The organism is Sphingopyxis sp. (assembly GCF_016463645.1).
In the GTDB taxonomy this organism is placed as follows: Bacteria; Pseudomonadota; Alphaproteobacteria; order Sphingomonadales; family Sphingomonadaceae; genus Sphingopyxis.
The window spans coordinates 1-20,392 of the sequence record NZ_JAEMQX010000011.1 but is presented as its reverse complement, the minus strand read 5'-3'; the positions used below and the strand labels follow the sequence as shown (position 1 = coordinate 20,392).

At 63.1% G+C, this 20,392-nt stretch carries 22 protein-coding genes, 1 tRNA gene and 1 pseudogene; 12 read left to right on the top strand and 12 right to left on the bottom strand.

Going from position 1 to position 20,392, the window contains the following annotated elements:
* Nucleotides 1-16: 16 nt before the first annotated feature.
* A complete protein-coding gene (locus JHC57_RS04700; protein WP_294028849.1) occupies nt 17-1,099 on the top strand; it encodes an ionic transporter y4hA in 1,083 nt (360 codons plus the stop codon).
* A gap of 71 nt (nt 1,100-1,170) precedes the next feature.
* On the opposite strand, the gene JHC57_RS04695 is transcribed toward JHC57_RS04700, so the two are convergent.
* Nucleotides 1,171-2,307: a beta-ketoacyl-ACP synthase III gene (locus JHC57_RS04695; RefSeq protein ID WP_294028848.1), complete on the bottom strand. Its 1,137-nt coding sequence runs from the start codon at nt 2,305-2,307 to the stop codon at nt 1,171-1,173.
* A gap of 190 nt (nt 2,308-2,497) precedes the next feature.
* On the opposite strand from JHC57_RS04695, the gene JHC57_RS04690 reads away from it, so the two are divergent.
* Nucleotides 2,498-3,049 carry a hypothetical protein gene (locus JHC57_RS04690; RefSeq protein WP_294028847.1) on the top strand — a complete coding sequence of 184 codons (552 nt, stop codon included), beginning with the start codon at nt 2,498-2,500 and terminating at the stop codon, nt 3,047-3,049.
* 38 nt (nt 3,050-3,087) lie between these two features.
* Here JHC57_RS04690 and JHC57_RS04685 read toward each other — a convergent pair whose 3' ends face one another.
* Nucleotides 3,088-4,620, bottom strand: coding sequence for a class I adenylate-forming enzyme family protein (locus JHC57_RS04685; protein ID WP_294028846.1), 1,533 nt, complete (start codon nt 4,618-4,620; stop codon nt 3,088-3,090).
* 87 nt (nt 4,621-4,707) lie between these two features.
* On the opposite strand from JHC57_RS04685, the gene JHC57_RS04680 reads away from it, so the two are divergent.
* From JHC57_RS04680 to JHC57_RS04665, 4 genes are all read left to right on the top strand, one after another.
* On the top strand, nt 4,708-5,421 hold the full coding sequence (locus JHC57_RS04680; RefSeq protein ID WP_294028845.1) for a response regulator transcription factor: 714 nt from the start codon (nt 4,708-4,710) through the stop codon (nt 5,419-5,421).
* 145 nt (nt 5,422-5,566) lie between these two features.
* On the top strand, nt 5,567-7,099 hold the full coding sequence (locus JHC57_RS04675; protein ID WP_294028844.1) for an acyl-CoA synthetase: 1,533 nt from the start codon (nt 5,567-5,569) through the stop codon (nt 7,097-7,099).
* 4 nt (nt 7,100-7,103) lie between these two features.
* A complete protein-coding gene (locus JHC57_RS04670; RefSeq protein ID WP_294028843.1) occupies nt 7,104-7,721 on the top strand; it encodes a 2-hydroxychromene-2-carboxylate isomerase in 618 nt (205 codons plus the stop codon).
* A complete protein-coding gene (locus JHC57_RS04665; RefSeq protein WP_294028842.1) occupies nt 7,718-8,521 on the top strand; it encodes a crotonase/enoyl-CoA hydratase family protein in 804 nt (267 codons plus the stop codon). Before JHC57_RS04670 ends, JHC57_RS04665 begins: the two co-directional genes overlap by 4 nt.
* On the opposite strand, the gene JHC57_RS04660 is transcribed toward JHC57_RS04665, so the two are convergent.
* The 6 genes from JHC57_RS04660 to JHC57_RS04635 are packed head-to-tail and all read right to left on the bottom strand — an operon-like array spanning nt 8,518 to nt 12,269.
* A complete protein-coding gene (locus JHC57_RS04660) occupies nt 8,518-9,228 on the bottom strand; it encodes an ATP12 family protein (RefSeq protein WP_366928526.1) in 711 nt (236 codons plus the stop codon). The genes JHC57_RS04665 and JHC57_RS04660 overlap by 4 nt on opposite strands.
* Entirely contained in the window at nt 9,204-9,440 is a 237-nt protein-coding gene (locus JHC57_RS04655) for a hypothetical protein (protein WP_294028841.1), read from the bottom strand. Before JHC57_RS04655 ends, JHC57_RS04660 begins: the two co-directional genes overlap by 25 nt.
* Nucleotides 9,437-10,057 carry an FMN-binding negative transcriptional regulator gene (locus JHC57_RS04650; protein WP_294028840.1) on the bottom strand — a complete coding sequence of 207 codons (621 nt, stop codon included), beginning with the start codon at nt 10,055-10,057 and terminating at the stop codon, nt 9,437-9,439. The genes JHC57_RS04655 and JHC57_RS04650 overlap by 4 nt, the downstream gene beginning before the upstream one ends.
* Nucleotides 10,057-11,259 carry an RluA family pseudouridine synthase gene (locus tag JHC57_RS04645; RefSeq protein ID WP_294028839.1) on the bottom strand — a complete coding sequence of 401 codons (1,203 nt, stop codon included), beginning with the start codon at nt 11,257-11,259 and terminating at the stop codon, nt 10,057-10,059. Before JHC57_RS04645 ends, JHC57_RS04650 begins: the two co-directional genes overlap by 1 nt.
* Nucleotides 11,256-11,636: a fluoride efflux transporter CrcB gene (crcB, locus tag JHC57_RS04640; protein ID WP_294028838.1), complete on the bottom strand. Its 381-nt coding sequence runs from the start codon at nt 11,634-11,636 to the stop codon at nt 11,256-11,258. The genes JHC57_RS04645 and crcB overlap by 4 nt, the downstream gene beginning before the upstream one ends.
* A 51-nt stretch (nt 11,637-11,687) precedes the next feature.
* On the bottom strand, nt 11,688-12,269 hold the full coding sequence (locus tag JHC57_RS04635; RefSeq protein WP_294028837.1) for a thermonuclease family protein: 582 nt from the start codon (nt 12,267-12,269) through the stop codon (nt 11,688-11,690).
* Nucleotides 12,270-12,644: 375 nt separating this feature from the next.
* Here JHC57_RS04635 and JHC57_RS04630 point away from each other — a divergent pair, with 375 nt between their 5' ends.
* Complete coding sequence (locus tag JHC57_RS04630) at nt 12,645-13,433, top strand: hypothetical protein (protein ID WP_294028836.1); 789 nt, start codon at nt 12,645-12,647, stop codon at nt 13,431-13,433.
* Nucleotides 13,434-13,705: 272 nt separating this feature from the next.
* Here JHC57_RS04630 and JHC57_RS04625 read toward each other — a convergent pair whose 3' ends face one another.
* Entirely contained in the window at nt 13,706-14,578 is an 873-nt protein-coding gene (locus tag JHC57_RS04625) for an IS1595 family transposase (protein ID WP_294028835.1), read from the bottom strand.
* A gap of 103 nt (nt 14,579-14,681) precedes the next feature.
* Here JHC57_RS04625 and JHC57_RS04620 point away from each other — a divergent pair, with 103 nt between their 5' ends.
* The 5 genes from JHC57_RS04620 to JHC57_RS04600 all read left to right on the top strand — a co-directional run bounded on the left by JHC57_RS04620 (nt 14,682) and on the right by JHC57_RS04600 (nt 18,026).
* The gene (locus JHC57_RS04620) at nt 14,682-15,728 is read left to right on the top strand and encodes a MarR family transcriptional regulator (protein WP_294028834.1); all 1,047 of its coding nucleotides are present in this window, start codon (nt 14,682-14,684) and stop codon (nt 15,726-15,728) included.
* 38 nt (nt 15,729-15,766) lie between these two features.
* Nucleotides 15,767-16,276, top strand: a complete 510-nt coding sequence (locus tag JHC57_RS04615) for a hypothetical protein (RefSeq protein WP_294028833.1) — start codon at nt 15,767-15,769, stop codon at nt 16,274-16,276.
* A gap of 74 nt (nt 16,277-16,350) precedes the next feature.
* The gene (locus JHC57_RS04610) at nt 16,351-17,322 is read left to right on the top strand and encodes a magnesium and cobalt transport protein CorA (protein ID WP_294028832.1); all 972 of its coding nucleotides are present in this window, start codon (nt 16,351-16,353) and stop codon (nt 17,320-17,322) included.
* A gap of 72 nt (nt 17,323-17,394) precedes the next feature.
* Nucleotides 17,395-17,470: transfer RNA gene (locus tag JHC57_RS04605), tRNA-Val, on the top strand.
* A gap of 58 nt (nt 17,471-17,528) precedes the next feature.
* Nucleotides 17,529-18,026, top strand: coding sequence for a GFA family protein (locus JHC57_RS04600; protein ID WP_294028831.1), 498 nt, complete (start codon nt 17,529-17,531; stop codon nt 18,024-18,026).
* Nucleotides 18,027-18,276: 250 nt separating this feature from the next.
* Here JHC57_RS04600 and JHC57_RS04595 read toward each other — a convergent pair whose 3' ends face one another.
* The 3 genes and pseudogenes from JHC57_RS04595 to JHC57_RS04585 form a co-directional block, all read right to left on the bottom strand.
* On the bottom strand, nt 18,277-18,552 hold the full coding sequence (locus JHC57_RS04595; RefSeq protein ID WP_294028830.1) for a hypothetical protein: 276 nt from the start codon (nt 18,550-18,552) through the stop codon (nt 18,277-18,279).
* 73 nt (nt 18,553-18,625) lie between these two features.
* Nucleotides 18,626-19,216: a hypothetical protein gene (locus JHC57_RS04590; protein ID WP_294028884.1), complete on the bottom strand. Its 591-nt coding sequence runs from the start codon at nt 19,214-19,216 to the stop codon at nt 18,626-18,628.
* 456 nt (nt 19,217-19,672) lie between these two features.
* A pseudogene (locus JHC57_RS04585) lies at nt 19,673-20,369 on the bottom strand (aconitase family protein); the annotation flags it as partial.
* Nucleotides 20,370-20,392 lie beyond the last annotated feature (23 nt).

Here is a 20,392-nt window from a genome sequence, read left to right as displayed (position 1 = left end):
CTGCAATAGAGCCACCATGACCTCGAAACTCCGCCTCGCCGACCGCACCAACGACCTATTTCCGATCCTCGGCTTTCTTGCCGCACTCGCGAGCTTCGCGATGCCGCTCAACCCCTGGATCGTCGCATTCATCCTCGCGGGCGCAGTCGTCGCGGCGGTTCACCATGCCGAGGTTATCGCACACCGCGTCGGCGAGCCCTTCGGCACGCTGATCCTCGCGCTCGCGGTGACGGTGATCGAGGTCGGACTGATCCTGACGCTGATGCAGGCCGAACCCGAAAAGGCGCTGACGCTCGCGCGCGATACGGTGTTCGCGGCGGTGATGGTGATCCTCAACCTGCTGATGGGCCTTTGCTTGCTCAGCGGCGCGATCCGCCATCACGAACAGCGCTTCCAGCGTACCGGTATCGGCGCGGCGCTCGCGACGCTGACCGTGCTCACCGTCGTGACGCTCGTGTTGCCCAATTTCACGTCGAGCGTGCCAGGGCCCTTCTATTCCGCGACGCAGCTCGGCTTCGTTGCGGCCGTGTCGCTCATCCTTTATGCGACCTTCGCGCTCGTCCAGACGGTTCGCCATCGCGATTATTTTCTACCCGAAGGCGAAGCGCATGATGAACCCGACACACACGCCGCGCCGCCGAGCGTCCGGCGTACGGCGATTTCGGGCGCGCTATTGCTCGCGAGCCTGTTCGCCGTCGTGCTGCTCGCAAAGAACCTGTCGCCGATCATGGGCGCGCTGCTCGCCGACTGGGGCGCACCGCCTGCGGTTCTCGGCGTGCTGATCGCCGCGCTCATTCTTGCACCGGAAGGGCTCGCGGCGGTGCGCGCGGCGAAAGCCGACCGCCTCCAGACGAGCCTCAACCTCGCGCTCGGATCGGCGCTCGCGACCATTGGCTTGACCATTCCCGCAGTGGCGATCCTTTCGATCATGACCGACATGCCGATCAGCCTCGGGCTCGATGCAAAGTCGGCAGTGCTGCTGTTCCTGTCGCTGATCGTCGCGTCGCAGACGCTGGCGAATGGCCGCACGACCGTGTTGCAGGGCGTGATCCACCTGATGCTGTTCGCGATCTACCTGTTCACGACTTTCGTGCCGTAAATGGGCTCGTCGTTCCCGCGAAGGGGGCGTCTGGAGCTCTCCGGAGGACGCCGCCTTCGCAGGGGCGACGGTCAAGTCTTGCGAACGAACACCGTTCCCGCCGAATAGCCCGCGCCGAAAGAACAGATCAGCCCGGTATCGCCCGCGGCCATATCCTCATGATTTAGGTGGAAGGCGATGATCGACCCCGCGCTCGACGTGTTGCCATAGGTGTCGAGTACCGTTGGACTCTCGTTCTCGTTTGCTTCATGGCCCAGCACCCTTTGCGCGATCAACCGGTTCATGTTGGTGTTCGCCTGGTGCAGCCACAGCCGCCGCATGTCGGCCCCTTCGAGCCCCAGTATTTCCATTTGCTCGACGATCATGCTCGCGACCATCGGCACGACCTCCTTGAACACCTTGCGGCCTTCCTGGACGAAAAGCTTGTCGCTCTTCGGTCCCGACTGGTCGATCCCGCCGTGACCGCGATTCAAAAAGCCGAAATTGTTGCGGATGTTGTTGCTGAACCGGGTTTTCAGCTTGGTGCCGAGGATGTCCCAATGCCCCGCGGGCGCGATGCTCTTGTCCTCGACGAGGATGGCGGTCGCGACGTCGCCGAAGATGAAATGACTATCGCGATCGCGCCAGTTCAAATGACCTGAACAGATTTCAGGGTTCACCACGAGCACGCTCTTCGCATGGCCCGCGCGGATATAATCGGCAGCGGTCTGGATGCCGAAGGTCGCCGACGAGCAGGCGACATTCATATCGAACCCGAAACCTTCGATGCCGAGCGCGTCCTGAATCTCGACCGCCATCGCAGGATAGGGGCGCTGCATGTTCGACGCCGCGCACAGCACGGCATCGACGTCGGCCGCGTCGCGGCCCGCGCGTGAGAGCGCATCATTGGCCGCCGCGACGCCGATTTCGGCGAGGATCGACAACTCATCGTTGCTCCGCTCGGCGATGCGCGGCGCCATGTGGCGGGGATCGAGTATCCCCGCCTTGTCGACGACGAAGCGTGACCCGATGCCGCTCGCTTTTTCGATGAATTCGACGCTCGATTCAGTCAGTTCGGCAATTTCGCCCGCGGCGATGGCCTCGGCATTTTCTCTATTGTGCAGCGCAACATACTTGTTAAAACTCGCGACAAGTTCGTCGTTGGAGATACGTTCGGCGGGGGTGAAGAGGCCGGTTGCGGAAATGACCGGCTGCGGTGCGTAGGGCATGGTGGAGCTCGCGTGTCTTATGATTTCAGACACGTTGATTAGGCTTCGTCGCATCATCGCGCAACGCCCCGCACGTGGCTGAACGATCGCCGACACGATGGTTAACCTGCCACTAACGATTGTCGTGGCAGATTGTCTGATGCAGGCCTCCGGGGGGATGGCTCCCCGGGCGCCGTGCGGGAGCATGACCATGGCGACGCGTTCAGGACCGGCCGCAGGCGATCTGTCCCTTTCCGAGATCAAGGAATTTGCGGGCTTTCCCGCAGCGACGCAGCGCTATATCCGCCGCTCGCTGGACATCGGGCTCGAACGCGACGATGCGATCGCGCGCTGGTCGCGCGATATGGTCGAGGAAACCGCGATCCGCGTGCAGGCGCGTGTCTATCAGCGGCTCGTCGAAATCCGTGCCCATATTCCAGACGACAGCGGGCTCGACGCGCTCGAACATTTCATGGCGCCGCTGATCGCGGTGTCGGCGTTCGACCTCGGACAGGATCGTTTGCCCGGTTTTGCGCCCTATCGCTTCCTTTATGAACGGCTGCTCGGCGCGCATGCGCGACCGTGGCTGCCGGGCGCCTTCTGCGCCGCGGCGTCCCTGCCGCACCTGCATCCCGACAAGCGCAAGGTGCTACTCCAATCGATCAGCGAGGCGGCCGCCACTGCCCCCGGCTGGTCGGCGCGAGAGCCTAGCTTCTTCCCCGAATGGGTCGACAAGATCGACGAGACCAAACCGGCAAATTGACCTGGGCGTCTGACCGCAGGAATCCGTCCGTTCGCCGGCTACGCGGCGTAGGTATCCCGCAGTTCGCGTTTCAGCACCTTGCCGATCGGACTGCGCGGCAACTCGTCCACTTGCCTGATGGCGCTCAGCCGCTGGGTCTTGCCGACCTTCGCATTGCAATCGGCGCGCACGCTCTCCGCATCCGCACCGGGCTTCAGCACTGCGAAGGCGACTGGCGTCTCGCCCCATTCCTCGCTCGGCATGCCGACCACCGCCGCCTCGACGACGCGCTCGTCAGCGATTAATATCGCCTCCAGGTCGCTGGGGAAGATGTTGAAGCCGCCCGAGATGATCATATCCTTCGCGCGGTCCATCAGTGTCAGGAAGCCATCCTCGTCGATGCGGCCGATATCGCCGTGGCGATAGAAGAGATTTCCCTCCGCATCGTACCAGTGCATCGCCTTGGTCGCCTCGGGGCGGTTGTTGTATCCCGTCATCATCGCGGGTGAACGGCCGACGACTTCGCCGACTTCGCCTTGCGGCAGTTCGTTGCCCTCCTCGTCGATCACTTTCGCGATATGGCCGGGGGCGGGCTTGCCGACGGTGTGGAGCTTGTCGGGGAACTGGTGCGCCTCGAGAATGAACGCCGCGCCGCCCTCGGTCATGCCATAGATCTCGACCAGCCCGCCCGGCCAACGTTGCAGCACATCGGCTTTCAGCGCGGCGGGGAAGGGCGCCGAAGTGCAATATTTGACCACGAAGTTCGAGAGGTCGAAGTCGCCGAAATCCTCGAGCGCCATGATCCGGCGGTATTGCACCGGCACCAGCATCGTGTTCGTCGCACGCTCGCGCGCCGCGAGTTCGAGGAAACCGTGCGCGTCGAATTTCTTCATCAAGACGACCTGTCCGCCTGACCCGACGGTGGGCATGAAACTCGCCATCGTCGTGTTCGAATAGAGCGGGGTCGACAGGATCGTGATCGCTGCGGGGCCATAGGCGGGCGCGCCGCGGATGATATGCTGCCAGCGCATTGCATGGCTGTGGACGATGCCCTTGGGCGTACCGGTCGTGCCCGACGAATAGATGATGTTGAAGCCGTCCTCCGGCAGGATGTCGACCGGCGCCGGTTTCGCCCCCGCGAGCGACAGCCAGGCGTCGAGCGGCGTGCCGGCGTCGCTGCCGTCCATCGCGATCAGGTCGCTCGCGGTGATGACATGGCCATCGAGGCTCGCTTTTGCCGCGCTGTCTAGGAACAGGTGGCGCGCACCGGTGTCGGCGATCATCGCCGCCATTTGTTCGCCCGTCGCGCTGTTGGTGACGAGCCCCGCGACCCCGCCCGCGCGTAGTGTGCCGAGGATAACGGCCATCTGCTCGACGCTGTTGAGGCCGGCGATCGCGCTGCGATCGCCTTTGCCGAATCCATCCTCCTGCAGCCGCGCGGCGATTCGGTCGGTCAATTGATCCAGTTCGGACCAGTTCAGCCGCCGAAACGGATCGGCAGCCGCTACGGCATCGGGACGTTCCGCGGCGTGGGCACGGACGAGGTCGGGCAGGGTGGCGAAGTCGCCGTCAAGCATTTCGATACTGGTCATGTCCAAGGGTTAGCACAGCGGAAAAGCGGTGCAATGCCGGGTGGGGCGGCGGGGCGATACTAAGTCGCGACAACGGCGGGGTCGGGAATGGCATCATCGGGTATGGAAGAGGGGGGCGACAGGAAGTTGCTCGTTGCCGTCTATCATCCGCAGCCGGATCGGGCCCATGCGCTGATGGCTGCGATCGGTTCGGCCGGTCTTGCCGCGCGACTGCTGCCGCAGCATGTCGACGGGCTGCGCGCATGGGTCGATAGCTGTTTCGACCTGCTTCTAGTCAATCCGTTTCTCGACTGGCAGGAACCGTTCGAATTCGTCCGGCTGGCAAGATCGATCGCCGGACGGCGGCCGCTGCTGGTCGTATCCGACCGCGACGCACTCGATGATCGGGTGAGGGCACTGTCCGCGGGCGCCGACGATGCGGTCGGATGGACGAACAATCTTCCCGAACTGCTCGCGCGGATCTCGGGCCTGCTCCGCCGCAGCCGCATCGGCGCAGGCCAACTGGGCGAGGGCGAACTGCGCATCGACCTGATTGACCGGCGCGTCGAGCGGGCCGGCCGGCTGATCCGCCTGCCGCTCCGCGAGTTTGACCTGCTCGCGAATCTCGCCCGCGTTCCCGACCGCCCGCTGTCGCGCGATGCACTGCTTCGCGCGGTGTGGCGCATCGATTTCGACCCCGGCACCAACCGGGTCGAGGTGCATATGTCGCGGCTGCGCGCCAAGGTCGATCGCGGCTTCGACTGGCCGATGCTGCATACAGTGAAAGGGGAGGGGTATCAGTTACGCTCGCGCCCCGACTGAAACCCGGCTTCTTCCGATTTTGCGCTGCAATTTGCCCCTTCTTGATCGAGCGGCCGTCACGAGTGCCAGCTTGCTTGACCAAAAGTTTCAGGTTGCTACTCATCTTCGACATAAAGAAAGCAACGATTCCCGGAGATGATGCCCGATGCACCCCTCAGTCCATGCGCGTAGCAATCCCGACAAGCCCGCGATCATCGTCGCCGAGACGGGGGAGCCGATCAGCTATGGCGAACTCGACGCGGCATCGAATCGCGCCGCTCAGCTCTTCCGGTCGCACGGGCTCGGGCATGAGGATGTCGTCGCGTTCATGCTCGACAACACGCCGCATTATTACGGCCTGACCTGGGGCGCGCAGCGCGCGGGGCTGCGTTACGTCTGCATTTCGTCGCGGCTGACGCAGGACGAAACCGATTATATCCTCGAAAATTCGGGCGCACGGATACTGATCGTCTCGGCGAGCCTCGCCGGCGCCGCGCAGGAGCTGACCACCCGTATCAAGCGTTTCGCCATGGGCGGAAATATCCCGGGCTATGAAAGCTGGGAGGATGCCGTCGCCGCGATGCCCGCGACGCCCGTTGCCGACGAGCGCGCCGGGGTCGACATGCTCTATTCATCCGGGACCACCGGTCGGCCCAAGGGCGTGCGCGTACCTCTCCCCGAAGATCCGGCGATCGACGCGGCGAACAGTCTCGTCATGCTCGCCTCGGCGGTGTTCCAGATCAACGCCGACAGCATCTATCTGTCCCCGGCACCACTCTATCATGCCGCGCCGCTGCGCTGGTCGATGACGATCCACCGCCTTGGCGGCACCGTCGTCCTGATGAAGAAATTCGACCCTGAAGCCGCGCTGTCGCACATCGAAAAATATCGGGTGAACAGCAGTCAGTGGGTTCCGACCCATTTCGTGCGGATGCTCAAATTGCCCGACGAGGTTCGCGCGCGCTACGACACTTCGTCGTTGAAGGTTGCGATCCACGCGGCGGCGCCGTGCCCGGTGCCGGTCAAGCAGGCGATGATCAACTGGTGGGGGCCGGTCCTTTTCGAATATTATGCGGGGTCGGAAGGCAATGGCATGACCTTCATCTCCAGCCCCGACTGGCTGACGCACAAGGGTAGCGTCGGTCGCCCGATCCTCGGCACTGTGCACATCATGGGCGAGGACAGCGAAACCGAGCTCGGCCCGAACGAGGAAGGCGCCGTTTTCTTCGAGAGCGAGAATGTCTTCGAATATCATGGGGATAATGAGAAGACAGCGTCCAGCCGCAACTCGAAGGGCTGGTCGACGCTGGGCGACGTGGGCAAGGTCGACGAGGACGGCTTCCTCTATCTCACCGACCGCAAGAGTTTCATGATCATCTCGGGCGGCGTGAACATCTATCCGCAGGAAATCGAAAATCACCTCGTTACCCACCCCAAGGTCGCCGACGTAGCGGTCGTCGGCGGCCCGCACGACGAGATGGGCGAGGAGGTGATCGCAGTGATCCAGCCTGCCGACATGGCCGATGCGACCGAGGCCTTCCGCGAGGAACTGATGGCCTATGCGCGCGAGAAATTGTCGGGGGTGAAAATCCCGCGCCGCATCGATTTTCTCGAAGCGCTGCCGCGTCACGACACCGGCAAGCTCTACAAGCGCCTGCTGCGCGATCAATATTGGGAGAAGGTCAAGGCGGAGGCCTGACCCGATGACCGCGCGCGTCGAATTTTTCTTCGATCTGTCGAGCCCGTGGACCTGTCTTGCATTTCACAATCTGCCGAGCGTTCTCGACCGGACGGCAACGACGGCGATCTATCGGCCGATCCTCGTCGGCGGGGTATTCAATGCGGTGAATCCGGCCGTCTATGCGGCGCGCGCGCGGGCGGACAACCGGCGGCTGACGCATAGCTGGAAGGTGCTGAAGGACTGGGCGCGGCTCGCGGCCGTGCCGATGAATTTCCCGTCCGAGTGGCACCCGGCGAAAAGCATCGCGGCGATGCGCTTCTGCTGTGTGATCGAGGAAGATCAAGCCGCGCTCGTCCGTTTCGCGCGGGGTGCCTTTGCCAGCTATTTCGATCGGCAGGAAAATCTCGACGACCCTGATGTGCTCGTCGCCGTTGCAAATGCCGAGGGACTGGACGGCACTGCGATCGCCGCAGCGGCCGGGAGCGACGCGATGAAGGCGCGGTTGCGCGCGAATACCGATGAAGTCGTCGCGCGCGGCGGTTATGGTTCGCCGACGATCTTCGTCGATGGCGACGACATGTATTTCGGCAACGACCAGCTTCCGCTCGTCGAAGCCGCACTCAAAAGGACTCTCCCATGAAGGACCGCATTTCGATCACCATGCTCGATGGCGGCATCGCCGATGTCCGGCTGATCCGCGCCGACAAGATGAACGCGCTCGATCCCGCGATGTGGGAAGCGCTGGCCGAAGCGGTCGACCGGCTCAAGGCGACCGCGGGCCTCCGCGTCGTCGTGCTGTCGGGCGAAGGCCGCGCCTTCTGCGCCGGGCTCGACCTCTCCAGCCTCAGCAACGATCGCGACCCGGGCACCAGCAGCGCCGGGGGAAGCCTGTCCGACCGCACGCGCGGCATCGCGAACAATGCCCAATATGCTGCGTGGGGCTGGCGCGAAATTCCGGTACCCGTGATCGCCGCGGTGCACGGCGTCGCGTTCGGCGCGGGCAGCCAGATCATGGCCGCCGCCGACATCCGCATCGTTCATCCCGATACGCGCATCGCGATCATGGAAATGCGCTGGGGTCTGGTCCCCGACGTCGCGGGCATGGCGCTGTGGCGCACGCAGGTTGCAGACGATGTGCTACGTGAGTTGATCTACACCAACCGCGAATTCAACGGATCGGAAGCGAAGCTGCTCGGCTTTGCGACGCATGTGTCGGACGATCCGCTGGCGAAGGCGATGGAACTGGCCGAAGTGATCGCCGACAAGAATCCGCACGCGATTCGCGGCGCCAAGCGGCTCTGCAATATGCTCGGCCATGCGAGCGATGCCGAAATATTGCAGGCCGAAAGCGACGAGCAGGTGAAGATTATCCGCACGCCGAACCAGATGGAGGCGGTGACGGCGGGGATGCAGAAGCGGAAGCCGAATTTCGTCGATTAAAGCAGAGTCAGAAACCGCGCCGCCCTGTCCCAGTCGCGCTTGTTCGCGGCGCGTGCCTTCTGCGCTTCGCCGTCGACGCCCCAGCGGCGTTCCTGATAGAGATCGTCGAGGCTGACGGCCTTCCACAAGGTGTCGGCGTCGAATGCGTTTTCCAGCAGGGCGAGGCCCGCGACCAGCGAGCCGCCGATCGTGACCGGCGGGGTCAATGCCGTGATCCCCCACGCGTCCTGCGCGAACACCGCGTCGTGCAGCGCCGTGATCGTCGCTGCGGGCTGATCGACCGGAAGGACGCCTTGCGTCAGCGCGAATTCGATGCCGTATCGTTCCTCGGCCCATGCGAGAAGCGGGTTCCAGGCGGCCGCCTGCTCGGTCTGGAGTGCCGCGTCGCGCGCGTCGCGGTAACAGAAGAGGTCGCTTTCCGCATAGGCAGCGATCGGCACCGCGAAGGCGGCGACGTCGGGCGCGGCGAGGTCGATCGCGGCGTTCGCGAGGCCCGTCATCGGCATCGCGGCGGGGTCGATCGTTTCGCCGACACCGCGCCATTCACCGGCGATCGCCTCGGCAAGCGCCGGGCTTGCGACCGCGAGCGATGCACGCTGGGGGGTGCGCACCGGCCGCCCGTCGAGCGCGATGCCCCAGCCGCCGTCCTCGGCGACGACGGTGACCTCTTTCCAGAAGCGCTTCACGGGTTTTTGGGCGAACGCCAACGGCGCGCGAGGATCAATGGCATCACCGCGAAATCGAACGCGCCGACAAGTACGATGGCGACGCCGACCCAGCGGTCGGTCGGCTGCCCTGCCAGCGAGAAGCCGCCGCCAATCAGGATGAAACCGATCGCGACGAAGGCGGCGCCCATCAGGCGCATCAGGCTGAGCGCGAAAAAACGCCTTTTTGCAAGCGTGTCGTCGGAACGGGTCATGCGCCTCCCCTATCGCCGCCAAGGTGGCGCATCAACTGCGCGAGCGCGCCGTGGCCGGTCGCCTCGACCCCCGCGATTACACGCTCGCGCTCGTCGATCGACTTGTTTTGCGAGAGCTTGATCGTCGGGCGCCATGCCGCGATCCGCATTTCGAAACCGACGATGGCGCCCGTCATCTTGCCAAACAGGGCCGGCTTCATCTTGGCGCGCGTCCATGGCGGGTTCGCTCCAGCGCGGGCTTCATGCCGGGCAGACAGGGTATCGAGCAGTGTGACGAGCGCGCTGTTGTCCAGCCTCTGTGCGACGCCCTCCATCTCGATCGCGACATAATTCCATGTGGGAACCTGGTCGGCCTGGGCATACCAGCTTGCGCTGACATAGGCGTCGGGCCCCTGTACGACTGCAAGCGCCGTTGTCCGGTCGAGGTGACGCGTCAGTGCATTGCCGCGCGCGAGGTGGAATTGCAGCGCGGTGCGGTCCTCGCTCAGCACCACTGGCGTGTGCGCGACGCGCGGCCCGTCGGGCGTGCCCGCGAAGATCGCCGCAAAGCCGATCTCGCGCACCAGCAGTTCGGCAAGGTCATCTTGCGCGGGCCGGAAGGCGGCGTTCGGGTGCATCAGCGCGGCCGCGCCGGACGCGGCGGCGGTTTTTTCGCGCCGGGCTTACGGCTCGCGGGTTTGCCGGCCTTTGCCTTGGGCTTCGGCTTGCCGACATGATCTGTCGGCTTACTCGTCGCGGTGCGTCCGCGCCGTTCGCCGCGCCGCGCCTTGCGGATCTGTTTGCTGTGCGCCTTGGCGGCGGCCTTTGCGGCGGCTTTCGGCGGTGGACCCTTGGCGACGTCGTCGATTCCGACCTCGCCCAGCAGCAGGTCGAAGCCCAGGGCGTCGAGGCTCGCCGCGAAATGTTCGGGCACCTCGGCGCTGATATCGATTGCCTCGCCGTCGGGATGGTCGATGCGCAGGCGGCGGCTGTGCAGATGCATCTTGCGGCTGATCGTGCCGGTCAGGAAGGCGCCCTTGCCGCCATATTTGCCGTCGCCGACGATCGGATGTCCGATCGCCGCCATATGGACGCGCAGCTGGTGCGTGCGGCCCGTAAGCGGCTGCAGTTCGACCCACGCCGCGCTGTTCCCCGCGCGCTCGATAACGCGATAGCGGGTTTTCGCGGCGAGCCCCATGTCGTCGACGTGCATCTTCTCGCCGCCCGACCCCGGCTGCTTGGCGAGCGGCAGGTCGATCTCGCCCTGCGCGATGTCGGGCACCCCGACGATGATCGCCCAATAGGTTTTCTTCGCGCTGCGATTCGAAAAGCTCTTGGCGAAATAGGCGGCGGCGCGTGGGGTGCGCGCGATCAGCAACGCGCCCGACGTGTCCTTGTCGAGCCGGTGAACGAGCTTGGGCCGCACCGGCCCGTCGAATTTCAGCGCGTCGAGCAGCCCGTCGACATGCTGCTCGGTCTTGGTGCCTCCTTGGGTGGCGAGCCCGGGCAGCTTGTTCAGCACGATCGCGCTTGCGTCGCGGTGGATCATCATCCCCGTCGCGAGTTCGATGTCGGCGTCGGTCAGCGGGCGCCCCTTGCGCGCTGGTCGCGCTTCGGCCTCGACAGGCGGGGTTGGCATGACGAGTTTCTGCCCGGTCGCAATGCGGTCCGAGACATCTGCCTTTTTGCCGTCGAGCGTCAGCTGGCCTGATCGGGCCCAGCGCGCGAGCAACGCATGCGGCGTGCCTTCGCGATGGCGCTTGAACCAGCGATCGAGCCGGATGCCGTCGTCTTCCTCGGAGATCGTTGCGCCGTCGAGCTTTGCCTTGAGCTCGCTCATGCCGGCACCTGCCGCATGATGAACAGGCCGAGGCCGCAGGCGACAATCGCGCCGGTCGCCGACGCAAGTGCATAGACGACCGCCTGAGCATTTTGACCGCGTTCGAAGAGCATCCAGAATTCCATGCTGAAAGAAGAGAAAGTGGTAAAGCCGCCGAGGACCCCGACGCCAATGAAAAGACGTGTGGTTTCGCCTCCGTCGCTGCTGCGCGCGAGAGCGCCGACGAGCAGACCCATCAAGAGGCTGCCGGCGATATTGATCGATAGTGTCCACCAAGGAAAGCCGGGACCGAGCCGCGCGAGCATCGCCTGCCCCACCAGATGGCGGGCTCCGGCGCCAACGGCGCCGCCGATCATGACAGGAAACAGGCTATTCATGCGCTCGCCCTAGCCCGAAACGGCGGCTAGGCATAGCGGGCGCGTTTTTCGCTACCCGTCGGGCGGCGCCAGCGCCGCGCTTGTCCGTTCGTGCGTCGCGCGCCATTCGGCGGGACGGACGAAGTCCCCTTGCCAGATGCCGCGCCGCTTCGCCTGTGCTTCCGTCTCTTCGACCATATAGGCGTCGGTGGTTGCGATCGCCCCGCCCAAGCGGACCATCTCTGCGCCCAGGTCGACCCCGTCGGGGAACGGGCGGGTACGGCACGCGGCGAGGGTGCGATCATAGCGATCTTTCGCCGCGACCTCGCAATGGAGCGGCCCGCCGCCCGCCAGCTTTTCCAGCATGGTGCGGGCTTCGCTGCCGCACGGCCAGCGGCTCGCATCGGCACGCGCGCAATCCTGCCGATATTCGACGGCATCGATACCGGTCAGCCGGATCGCCAGCGCCGCATCATCGTGCCGCACCGTCAGGCTATCGCCGTCGATGATGTGGACAAGTGGCACCGTCGTGACCCGCGCGGGCAACCATATCCATGCGGCAAAGGCGAATATCGCAAGCAGCACCAGCGCGGCAAGCGTACGAAATCGCCGCCGCCATCGCAAACGGGCAAGAGAGGGCAAGCCGCGAACCATGATCCCCGACTGTCGCGGCGCTGCCGGATTCGCAAGCCTCAATAAAATATTGACGGTGAGAACAAATCATGTCCAAAATGGACCATTCTGTTCGGGCCGACATAACGCCGATCTCATGCTGGTAGTGCGCTTGGGTCCGGATTGGCAGCAAACAGGAATGAACAAAAGGTGAATGCCGCCGAAATGAGGTGTTTATCCCTTTCGGACAAGTAGCATGACATCTCACACAACTACTGGTATGCGAGGCGGATGGGGAACCGGCGCAATAAATTCATCGGAGGCGGGACTGGGATTCTTATCTCTGGACCGTGGGGACTATACTCAACTCTTACCACGGCGAAGGACCTGCCAGAAGACGCAGGATGGGTTGCTAAGATGATAGCAGATCCCCCGATCTATGCGCCGTGGCTTTTGTTCGCGATATGCGTGATTTTTGTGGCTTATGTTTTTTGGGATCGCGACGATGCTCCCGATAACAGTACGGACGGTTCGGCCTCGACTAGCGGCTCCAACTCTCCAGCATTTAGCGGTCCAATCCACGGCCCTGTGACGATAAACAACGGCATCATGGCCGAACCCGCAAAGCCTGAACGTCCCTACAAATATGATATTGATAAACTCAACGAAGGGTTGAGCCGGGCGTTCGCGAGGCTGGACAGTGGTTCTCAAATAAACCCGTTATCAGCCACTCCACCCGGTCTAGCGCGTTATGTGAAAGCAGATCGCTGTCCCGATTATGCCGCTTGGCAGGCCCTAGCACACATCGCGCAGGTTATTGGCGACGATGCTGCCACACATTTTGCGAAATCCCGCACTCAACTTCGCCAAGCGGCGCTAGACGGTCGAGTTCAAATTTGGGGTCGGCAAGGTATCAGCCCCGCGCACATGAAAGCGCCGCTGACCTGCAGCGAAGTTTGGACCAAAATTCCAGCCGACTATTGGCGGGATTATCGTCTGAATAACAATGCTGCGGTCGACGCATCGGATGCCCTTGATCACACCGACGCAGAGCAGCACGTTTCGCATGATATTCTTGCCAACAAGTACTGGACGCTACGGGTCGACAAACAGGCTGTCGAACAAAATTGGCGCTTGCCGAAGGAGCCGTCGCCATCCAGTCCTCCCCATCGAGATTTGGGTCCTAACGGATGGATGGCACGCTAATTTCCTAGTTCGACCGGTGAATGCGTATCCGCGGCCTGGAGCGATAAGGACGCGGCGGATCGGATTCGACGCCTACCTTCTCGGCAATCTTTTCGACCAGTCTCTCTAGCTTCCGCAGTCGATGATCTAAGTCATCCATGGTGACATGCATATCGCCTCCTATGACAGTTTCCTGCAAATAGGATACAACCCCTTCATGACCGAGCAAGCAACTAACCCCAACGACCGCTTCGACGCTCTGCTAGGCGCCATGGCGCACGGCGAAGCCCCCGTCAGCGCACGAAAGAAAGCATCAGGCGATCCAGCATCAGATGCGGAGTCTTCCGCATGTTCCAGCGAAACTCGAACTCACCAAGATACTTCGAAAGATGCTGACGGCTGACGTGAATATGCGTTCCGTTGATGCCACGCTTTAGCATCGACCAGAAACCTTCGATCAGGTTCACCGACGAGCCTTTCGGGCAGACATACTGCCCTGCACCGTGGTTCACCGTCATATGGTAGAACCCTTCACCGCCGACCGTCAGATAGGCACCCGCTTCGTCGGTATGGACGATGCTGTGACGCTTGACGTTCTCTTTGATGATCGGGAGCAGCGTTGCGCGACGCTGGTCAGGCACGACCTTTGTCATCACCTTGCCGCCGCGTTCCGCGAGACCGACAACGATCGTCTTGTTCGACATGCGACCCTCTGACTGGTCGACTTGACCGCCAACCCAAGTCTCGTCGACCTCCACGTGCTTCGTGAAGCCACCAAGCGGACCGTCGCCATCGACCAGTGCCATATATTTGCGAATCTCATGGCACATGCGCCAGGCGGTCTTGTAGGTCACGCCGATCTGACGCTCGACTTCCTTGGCCGCAACGCCGTGGCGCGACGAGCAGAAGAGAAACATCACGAAGAACCAGTCACGCAGGCTGGTGCGCGTGCGATCGAACGGCGTGCCGGCAGTCGGATAGACCTGATGACCGCACCATTCGCAGGCGTAGCTGCGACGCTTGGCGACGCGGTAGAACTTTGCGTTCTTGCCGCATTTTTCGCAGTCGTGGCGCTCGCCCCAACGGACGCGCATCAAGTGATCTAGGCAGCTTTCCTCAGTCGGAAAGCGGTCCTGAAACTGGCGAAGGGTCGGGGTCTTGCTCATGCATTTTGTATAGCAGAATCGCTTACTTGTCGCAAGGGGATAAATACCCGAAATGACGACATAGTTACGCCATGGCGGAGCGATAGAAACGGGGATGGCAATCATGAGGAACGATGGGATAGAGATCGGAATCGATGCGCCGACATTGCTGCGCGGCGGTTTCGGCGCAGGAGATGCAGGGCCTCCCGAAACGATCGGTGGATATATTCCCGAAAGTCTCGCATCGTCACTTCTGCTGGTCGGGCAGGAGGCGGATTTGCCAGACTTGGTCTTCCTCCCTGACATACGCTTGGCGAGCATACTCCCCGCATCGGGCGCAGCGGCTCATATCCGGCAGGCGGCCACGCTCGACATAGTCTGGTTGTCCGCAGCGGATGCGGTGAAAGACGAAACGCTGGCCCAAATATGCGCGGCGCTGAACGAGAGGGGCTGCAACCTGATTTGCGAAACGTCGCTGTTGGCGCTCGACCGGGTTGCGGCCGTTCTCCCCGCATCGCTTCAAGTCCAATTGCTCGTCGATGCCGATCCGGCCGACAAGCTCGTCGCTCTCGCGGCAGCGCGGCGTAACCGGTATGGGGTGGTCCACGATATCGCGCGCGACGACGCGATGGAGCGGATCGACCGGCTGCAGGAAGAAGTCGCGCGCATCTCGCGCCTTCTTGGCGATCTTGCGGGGCAAAGGGGCGGGCTTCCAGGCACGCCGACGGGCTTCGCACCGTGGAATGAGGATTCAACCGATCATCCGGGTCACGTCCGCGCTCCGTCGCGCGATTACACCGCCATGCCGCGCAGCTTCGTACCGGAAGAGCGGCTGCTCGACCGGCAGCGCGCCAAGCAGGTACGGCGGATGCTGCGCCAGCGAAGGATGCGCGAGCAGTATTTCCCCGCCGACCTGTTCGCCGACCCGGCTTGGGACATGCTGCTCGACCTGTATGCGGCACGGCTAGAGCGTCAGCCCGTATCGGTGTCGAGCCTGTGCATCGCCGCTGCGGTCCCGGCGACGACTGCGCTGCGCTGGATCAAGACGATGACCGACGCCGGGCTTTTCCTGCGCGAAGACGATCCGCACGACGGGCGCCGTATCTTCATCGCACTCGCCGAGGGGACCTCGGATTCGCTTGCCCGCTATTTCGAGGCGCTCGACGAATAGCCATGGCCGGGCGGGAAGAGGCGCGCTAGCCTCGCTCGATGAAGAGCGAAGTCGTGGTCGTGAACGACCGGATGCAGAAGGGCTATCGTTATCGACGCACGGCGCCGATGGGGCGTGCTTTCGATGCCGATTTCGAACCCGGGCTTACGCCCGCCGAGATGCTGAAGCTGGGCGTGTTCTGCGGTAAATATATGACAGACTGCATCGCCGAATTCCCGGCAAGCTGGTTTGAGAATGCGAAGCTTGCGCCCGAGCGCGCTGATTGCTCGCTCAATTATTTCGGTATCAGGGCGAGCGTGCCGCTGCGGATATGGGTCGAAAAAGGATGGATTCATCCCGACGATCCGCGCGGCTGGTTCCAATGGTATTGCCGCTATTATTCGGGGCGGCGGATGCCCGACGAGGATCGGCGCCAGATCGCACGATGGCGCGCGTTCCGGCGCCACGCGGCGCAAGTTCGAAAGCATTGCGAACCGGGCGATCCCTTTTGCCGCCCGAAGCAGCGGCAGGCGCTGCTGCAGTGGGCTTATGACAGCCGGGGCATCTAGCCCGCTTGACAGGTGATTTCCCTTCCGTGCGGCGCACACTATGTAGGCGCTGCACGTATGGGAGTTTCCGCAAAATGCCGATCATGGCCGCCCGCGTTTATCATGATGGCAAACTCGTTCGCGATCTCGGTCCGGACGAGGCGATCCCCGAAGATTGCGATCCCGGCGATTTCTTCTGGCTCGGCCTCTACGAGCCCACGCCGGGCGAACTGGCCGGCATCGCAAAACGCTTCGGCCTCCACCCGCTCGCGGTCGAGGACGCGCTGAAGGCGAACCAGTTGCCCAAGGTCGAAACCTATGGTGATCAGTTGTTTCTGGTCACTCGCACGGCGAATCTCGACGGCGATACAATCGAGCCGGGCGAGACGGCCTTTTTCATCGGCCCGCATTTCTTCGTCAGCGTCCGGCACGGGTCGGCGCGCACGCATACCGATGTTCGCGCGCGGCTCGAAAGTCTGCCCGCGAAGCTTGCACACGGCCCTGACTATGTTCTCTATGCGGTGCTCGATTTCATCGTCGACGGCTATTTTCCGGTTATCGACGCGATCGAGGATCGGATGCTGGGGGTCGAGGACAGCGTTATGGACACGCCGCTCGATGCTGCCGAAATCCGCCATCTCTACAAGCAGCGGCACGAGATCATCCGCTTCCAGCGTCTGGTCGGAATGATGAAGGAAGTCGCGGGGCGTCTCGCGACTGACGAGGATCTGCCCAACATCGACGTTGCCGTACGTCCCTTCTATCGCGACATATGGGACCATGTGCAGCGCGCCGAATATCGCCTTGCCGGGCTGCGCGATATCGCGGCTTCGGTGATCGAGACCAATGGCATGCTCGAACAACAGCGCCAGGGTGTGATCACGCGTCAGCTTGCCGCCTGGGCGGCAATCCTTGCGGTGCCGACCGCGATCGCCGGCATTTACGGGATGAATTTCGACCATATGCCCGAACTTCGCTGGACCTTCGGCTATCCGCTGATTGTCGGCGCGATGGGCGGCATCTGCTTGATGCTCTATTTGCGTTTCAAGCGGATTGGCTGGCTCTGAGCCCCGAGGGATCACTTGCCAGCGACCTCGGCTTATGGCAGGGGCCGCACTCCCGCTTATGGCGACATTTGGGGGCGCTTAGCTCAGTTGGTAGAGCATCTCGTTTACACCGAGAGGGTCGGCGGTTCGAGCCCGTCAGCGCCCACCACGAACTTTCCGTTCGATCGCGCGTTCCAGCCGTCATTCATGGCGCGAAAGGACGACCCATGCCGATCAAACTCGAGGGTTCCTGCCGGTGCGGCGCAGTTCGCTTTTCGGTAGCGAGCCATACGCCGGTCCCGTACCAGCTCTGCTATTGTTCGATCTGCCGCAAGCAACAGGGCGGCGGAGGCTATGCAATCAACCTTGGCGCCGACGCAAAGAGCCTGACGGTCGATGGCGAGGAGCATCTCGGCCTTTATCGCGCGCGGATCGAGGACGATGAGCATGTGAATTGTGAGCTGTCGAGCGGTGAGCGCCGCTTTTGCCGCAAGTGCGGATCGGTGTTATGGCTCTACGATCCCAGCTGGCCCGACCTCGTCCATCCTTTCGCGAGCGCGATCGATTCGGATTTGCCGGTGCCATCGTCGCGGGTTCATCTGATGCTGAAATATAAGGCGGGTTGGGTCGAACCCGATATCGGATTCGATGATGCAATCTTCGATCTCTATCCCGAAAAATCGATCGAGGAATGGCACAAGGATGCGGGCGTCTGGGTCGCTTGATCCCGCCCGCGGCGGGACTAAGGGAGAACCGATATCAAAGGTCACGCGATGAAACCCCTGCTCGCGTTTTTCTTCCGCCCTGCTGGAGACCGTGTGGTCAGCGCTGCACCGAAGCAGGGCGATACCATCATTGCGACACGCCCGATCGTGCGGTGGTGACGCGTCGCATCGTTTGCGATCGTCAGGCGCTCAACAAGATGCTGGGCGATATGCGCGCGAAGGTTGCTGTCTGGAACGCCGTGGCCAAGCCCTAGGAGACTGTGGCGCGCGCCGCTTGTCGCGCGCGCCGGACGGCCCATAGCGTGAAAATCCCCATTGCCGCCCAGACGACGTTGAGCGCGGCCGACGGGATCGCGCCATTATATCCCGAATTGACGATAAAACCGCCTGCACCGATGACGTTCATCCACTGGTAGGTGTAGCTGCGACCTTCGAGTTTGCCGAGCGACAGCAGGATATAGGCGGCAAGAATGATCGCGGCGGCGGCCCAGCCGATCACCTCGATGACGATGGTTTCCGCGTCCATTCGGCCCTTCTCCAAACGAAAACGCCCGCCCCGGCGAGGGGGCGGGCGCTCATAGCATCAGCGGGCGGCGACGTCAGGCCGCAAGCTTGCGTAGCACATAGTGCAGGATGCCGCCGTTCATATAATATTCGACCTCGTTCGCCGTATCGATGCGGCAGAGCGTGTCGAAGCTGAAGGTCGAACCGTCGGCGCGGGTGACGTTCACCGTGACCGTCTGGCGCGGCTTGAGGTCCGCGACGCCGGTGATCGTGAACTGGTCGTCGCCGGTCAGCCCCAGCGTCTCGCGGCTCTGTCCTTCGAGGAATTGCAGCGGCAGCACGCCCATGCCGACGAGGTTCGAGCGGTGAATACGCTCGAAGCTCTCGACGATCACGGCGCGGACGCCGAGCAAATTAGTGCCCTTCGCCGCCCAGTCGCGCGACGAGCCGGTGCCATATTCCTTGCCGGCGATGACGACGAGCGGCGTGCCGTCAGCCTTGTGGCGCATCGCGGCGTCGTAGATCGGCATGACTTCGGCGCCATAGCGCGACATGCCGCCCTCGATGCCGGGGACCATTTCGTTCTTGATGCGGATGTTGGCGAAGGTGCCGCGCATCATCACGTCGTGGTGGCCGCGGCGGGCGCCGTAGCTGTTGAAGTCGGCCTTGCTAACCTGATGTTCCATCAGCCATTTTCCGGCCGGCGAGTCCGCCTTGATGCTGCCGGCGGGGCTGATGTGGTCGGTCGTGATGCTGTCGCCGAGGATCGCGAGCGGCTTGGCGCCCAAAATGTCGGCGACCGGCGCCGGGGTCATCGTCATGCCCTCGAAATAGGGCGGGTTCGCGACATAGGTCGAGCCGGCGCGCCACTGATAGGTGTCCGACCCCTCGACCGAAATCTTCTGCCAATGCTCGTCGCCCTTGTAGACATGGGCGTAGCGCGCCTCGAACATGTCGCGGTCGACCGCGCCCTGAACCGTCTCGGTCACTTCCTGATTGGTCGGCCAGATGTCCTTCAGATACACATCATTGCCCGACTGGTCCTGCCCGATCGGGGTGGTGGTGAAATCCTCGATCACCGTGCCCTTCAGCGCATAGGCGACGACGAGCGGCGGCGAGGCGAGGAAGTTCGCGCGCACGTCGGGCGACACGCGGCCCTCGAAGTTGCGGTTGCCCGAGATGACGGCGGCGGCGACGAGCCCGTTCTCGTTGATCGCCTTCGAGATCGGCTCGGCGAGCGGGCCCGAATTGCCGATGCAGGTGGTGCAGCCATAGCCCGAGGTTGAAGCCGATATTGTCGAGATGCTTCTGCAACCCGGCCTTTTCGAGATAGTCGGTGACGACCTGTGATCCCGGGGCGAGCGAGGTCTTGACCCACGGCTTGGGCTTGAGCCCCAGCGCATCGGCCTTCTTCGCGACCAGCCCCGCGGCAACGAGCACGCCGGGGTTCGAGGTGTTGGTGCAGCTCGTGATCGCGGCGATGGTGACGTCGCCGTCGCCGATGTCGAAATCCTTGCCCTCGACCGGCACGCGCGTCTGCGCCTTTTTATAGGTGTTCGCCATGTCGGCGTTGAACACATCGTCGACTTCGGGAAGCGAGACGCGGTCCTGCGGACGCTTCGGCCCCGCGAGCGACGGGACGACGCTGCCGAGGTCGAGTTCGAGCGTGTCGGTGAACACCGGGTCGGCGGCGCCGTCGACGATCCACAGCCCCTGCGCCTTCGCATAGGCCTCGACCAGCGCGATATTCTCTTCGGAGCGGCCGGTCAGGCGCATGTAATCGAGCGTCTTGTCGTCGACGCCGAAAAAGCCGCAGGTCGCGCCATATTCGGGCGCCATATTGGCGAGCGTCGCGCGGTCGG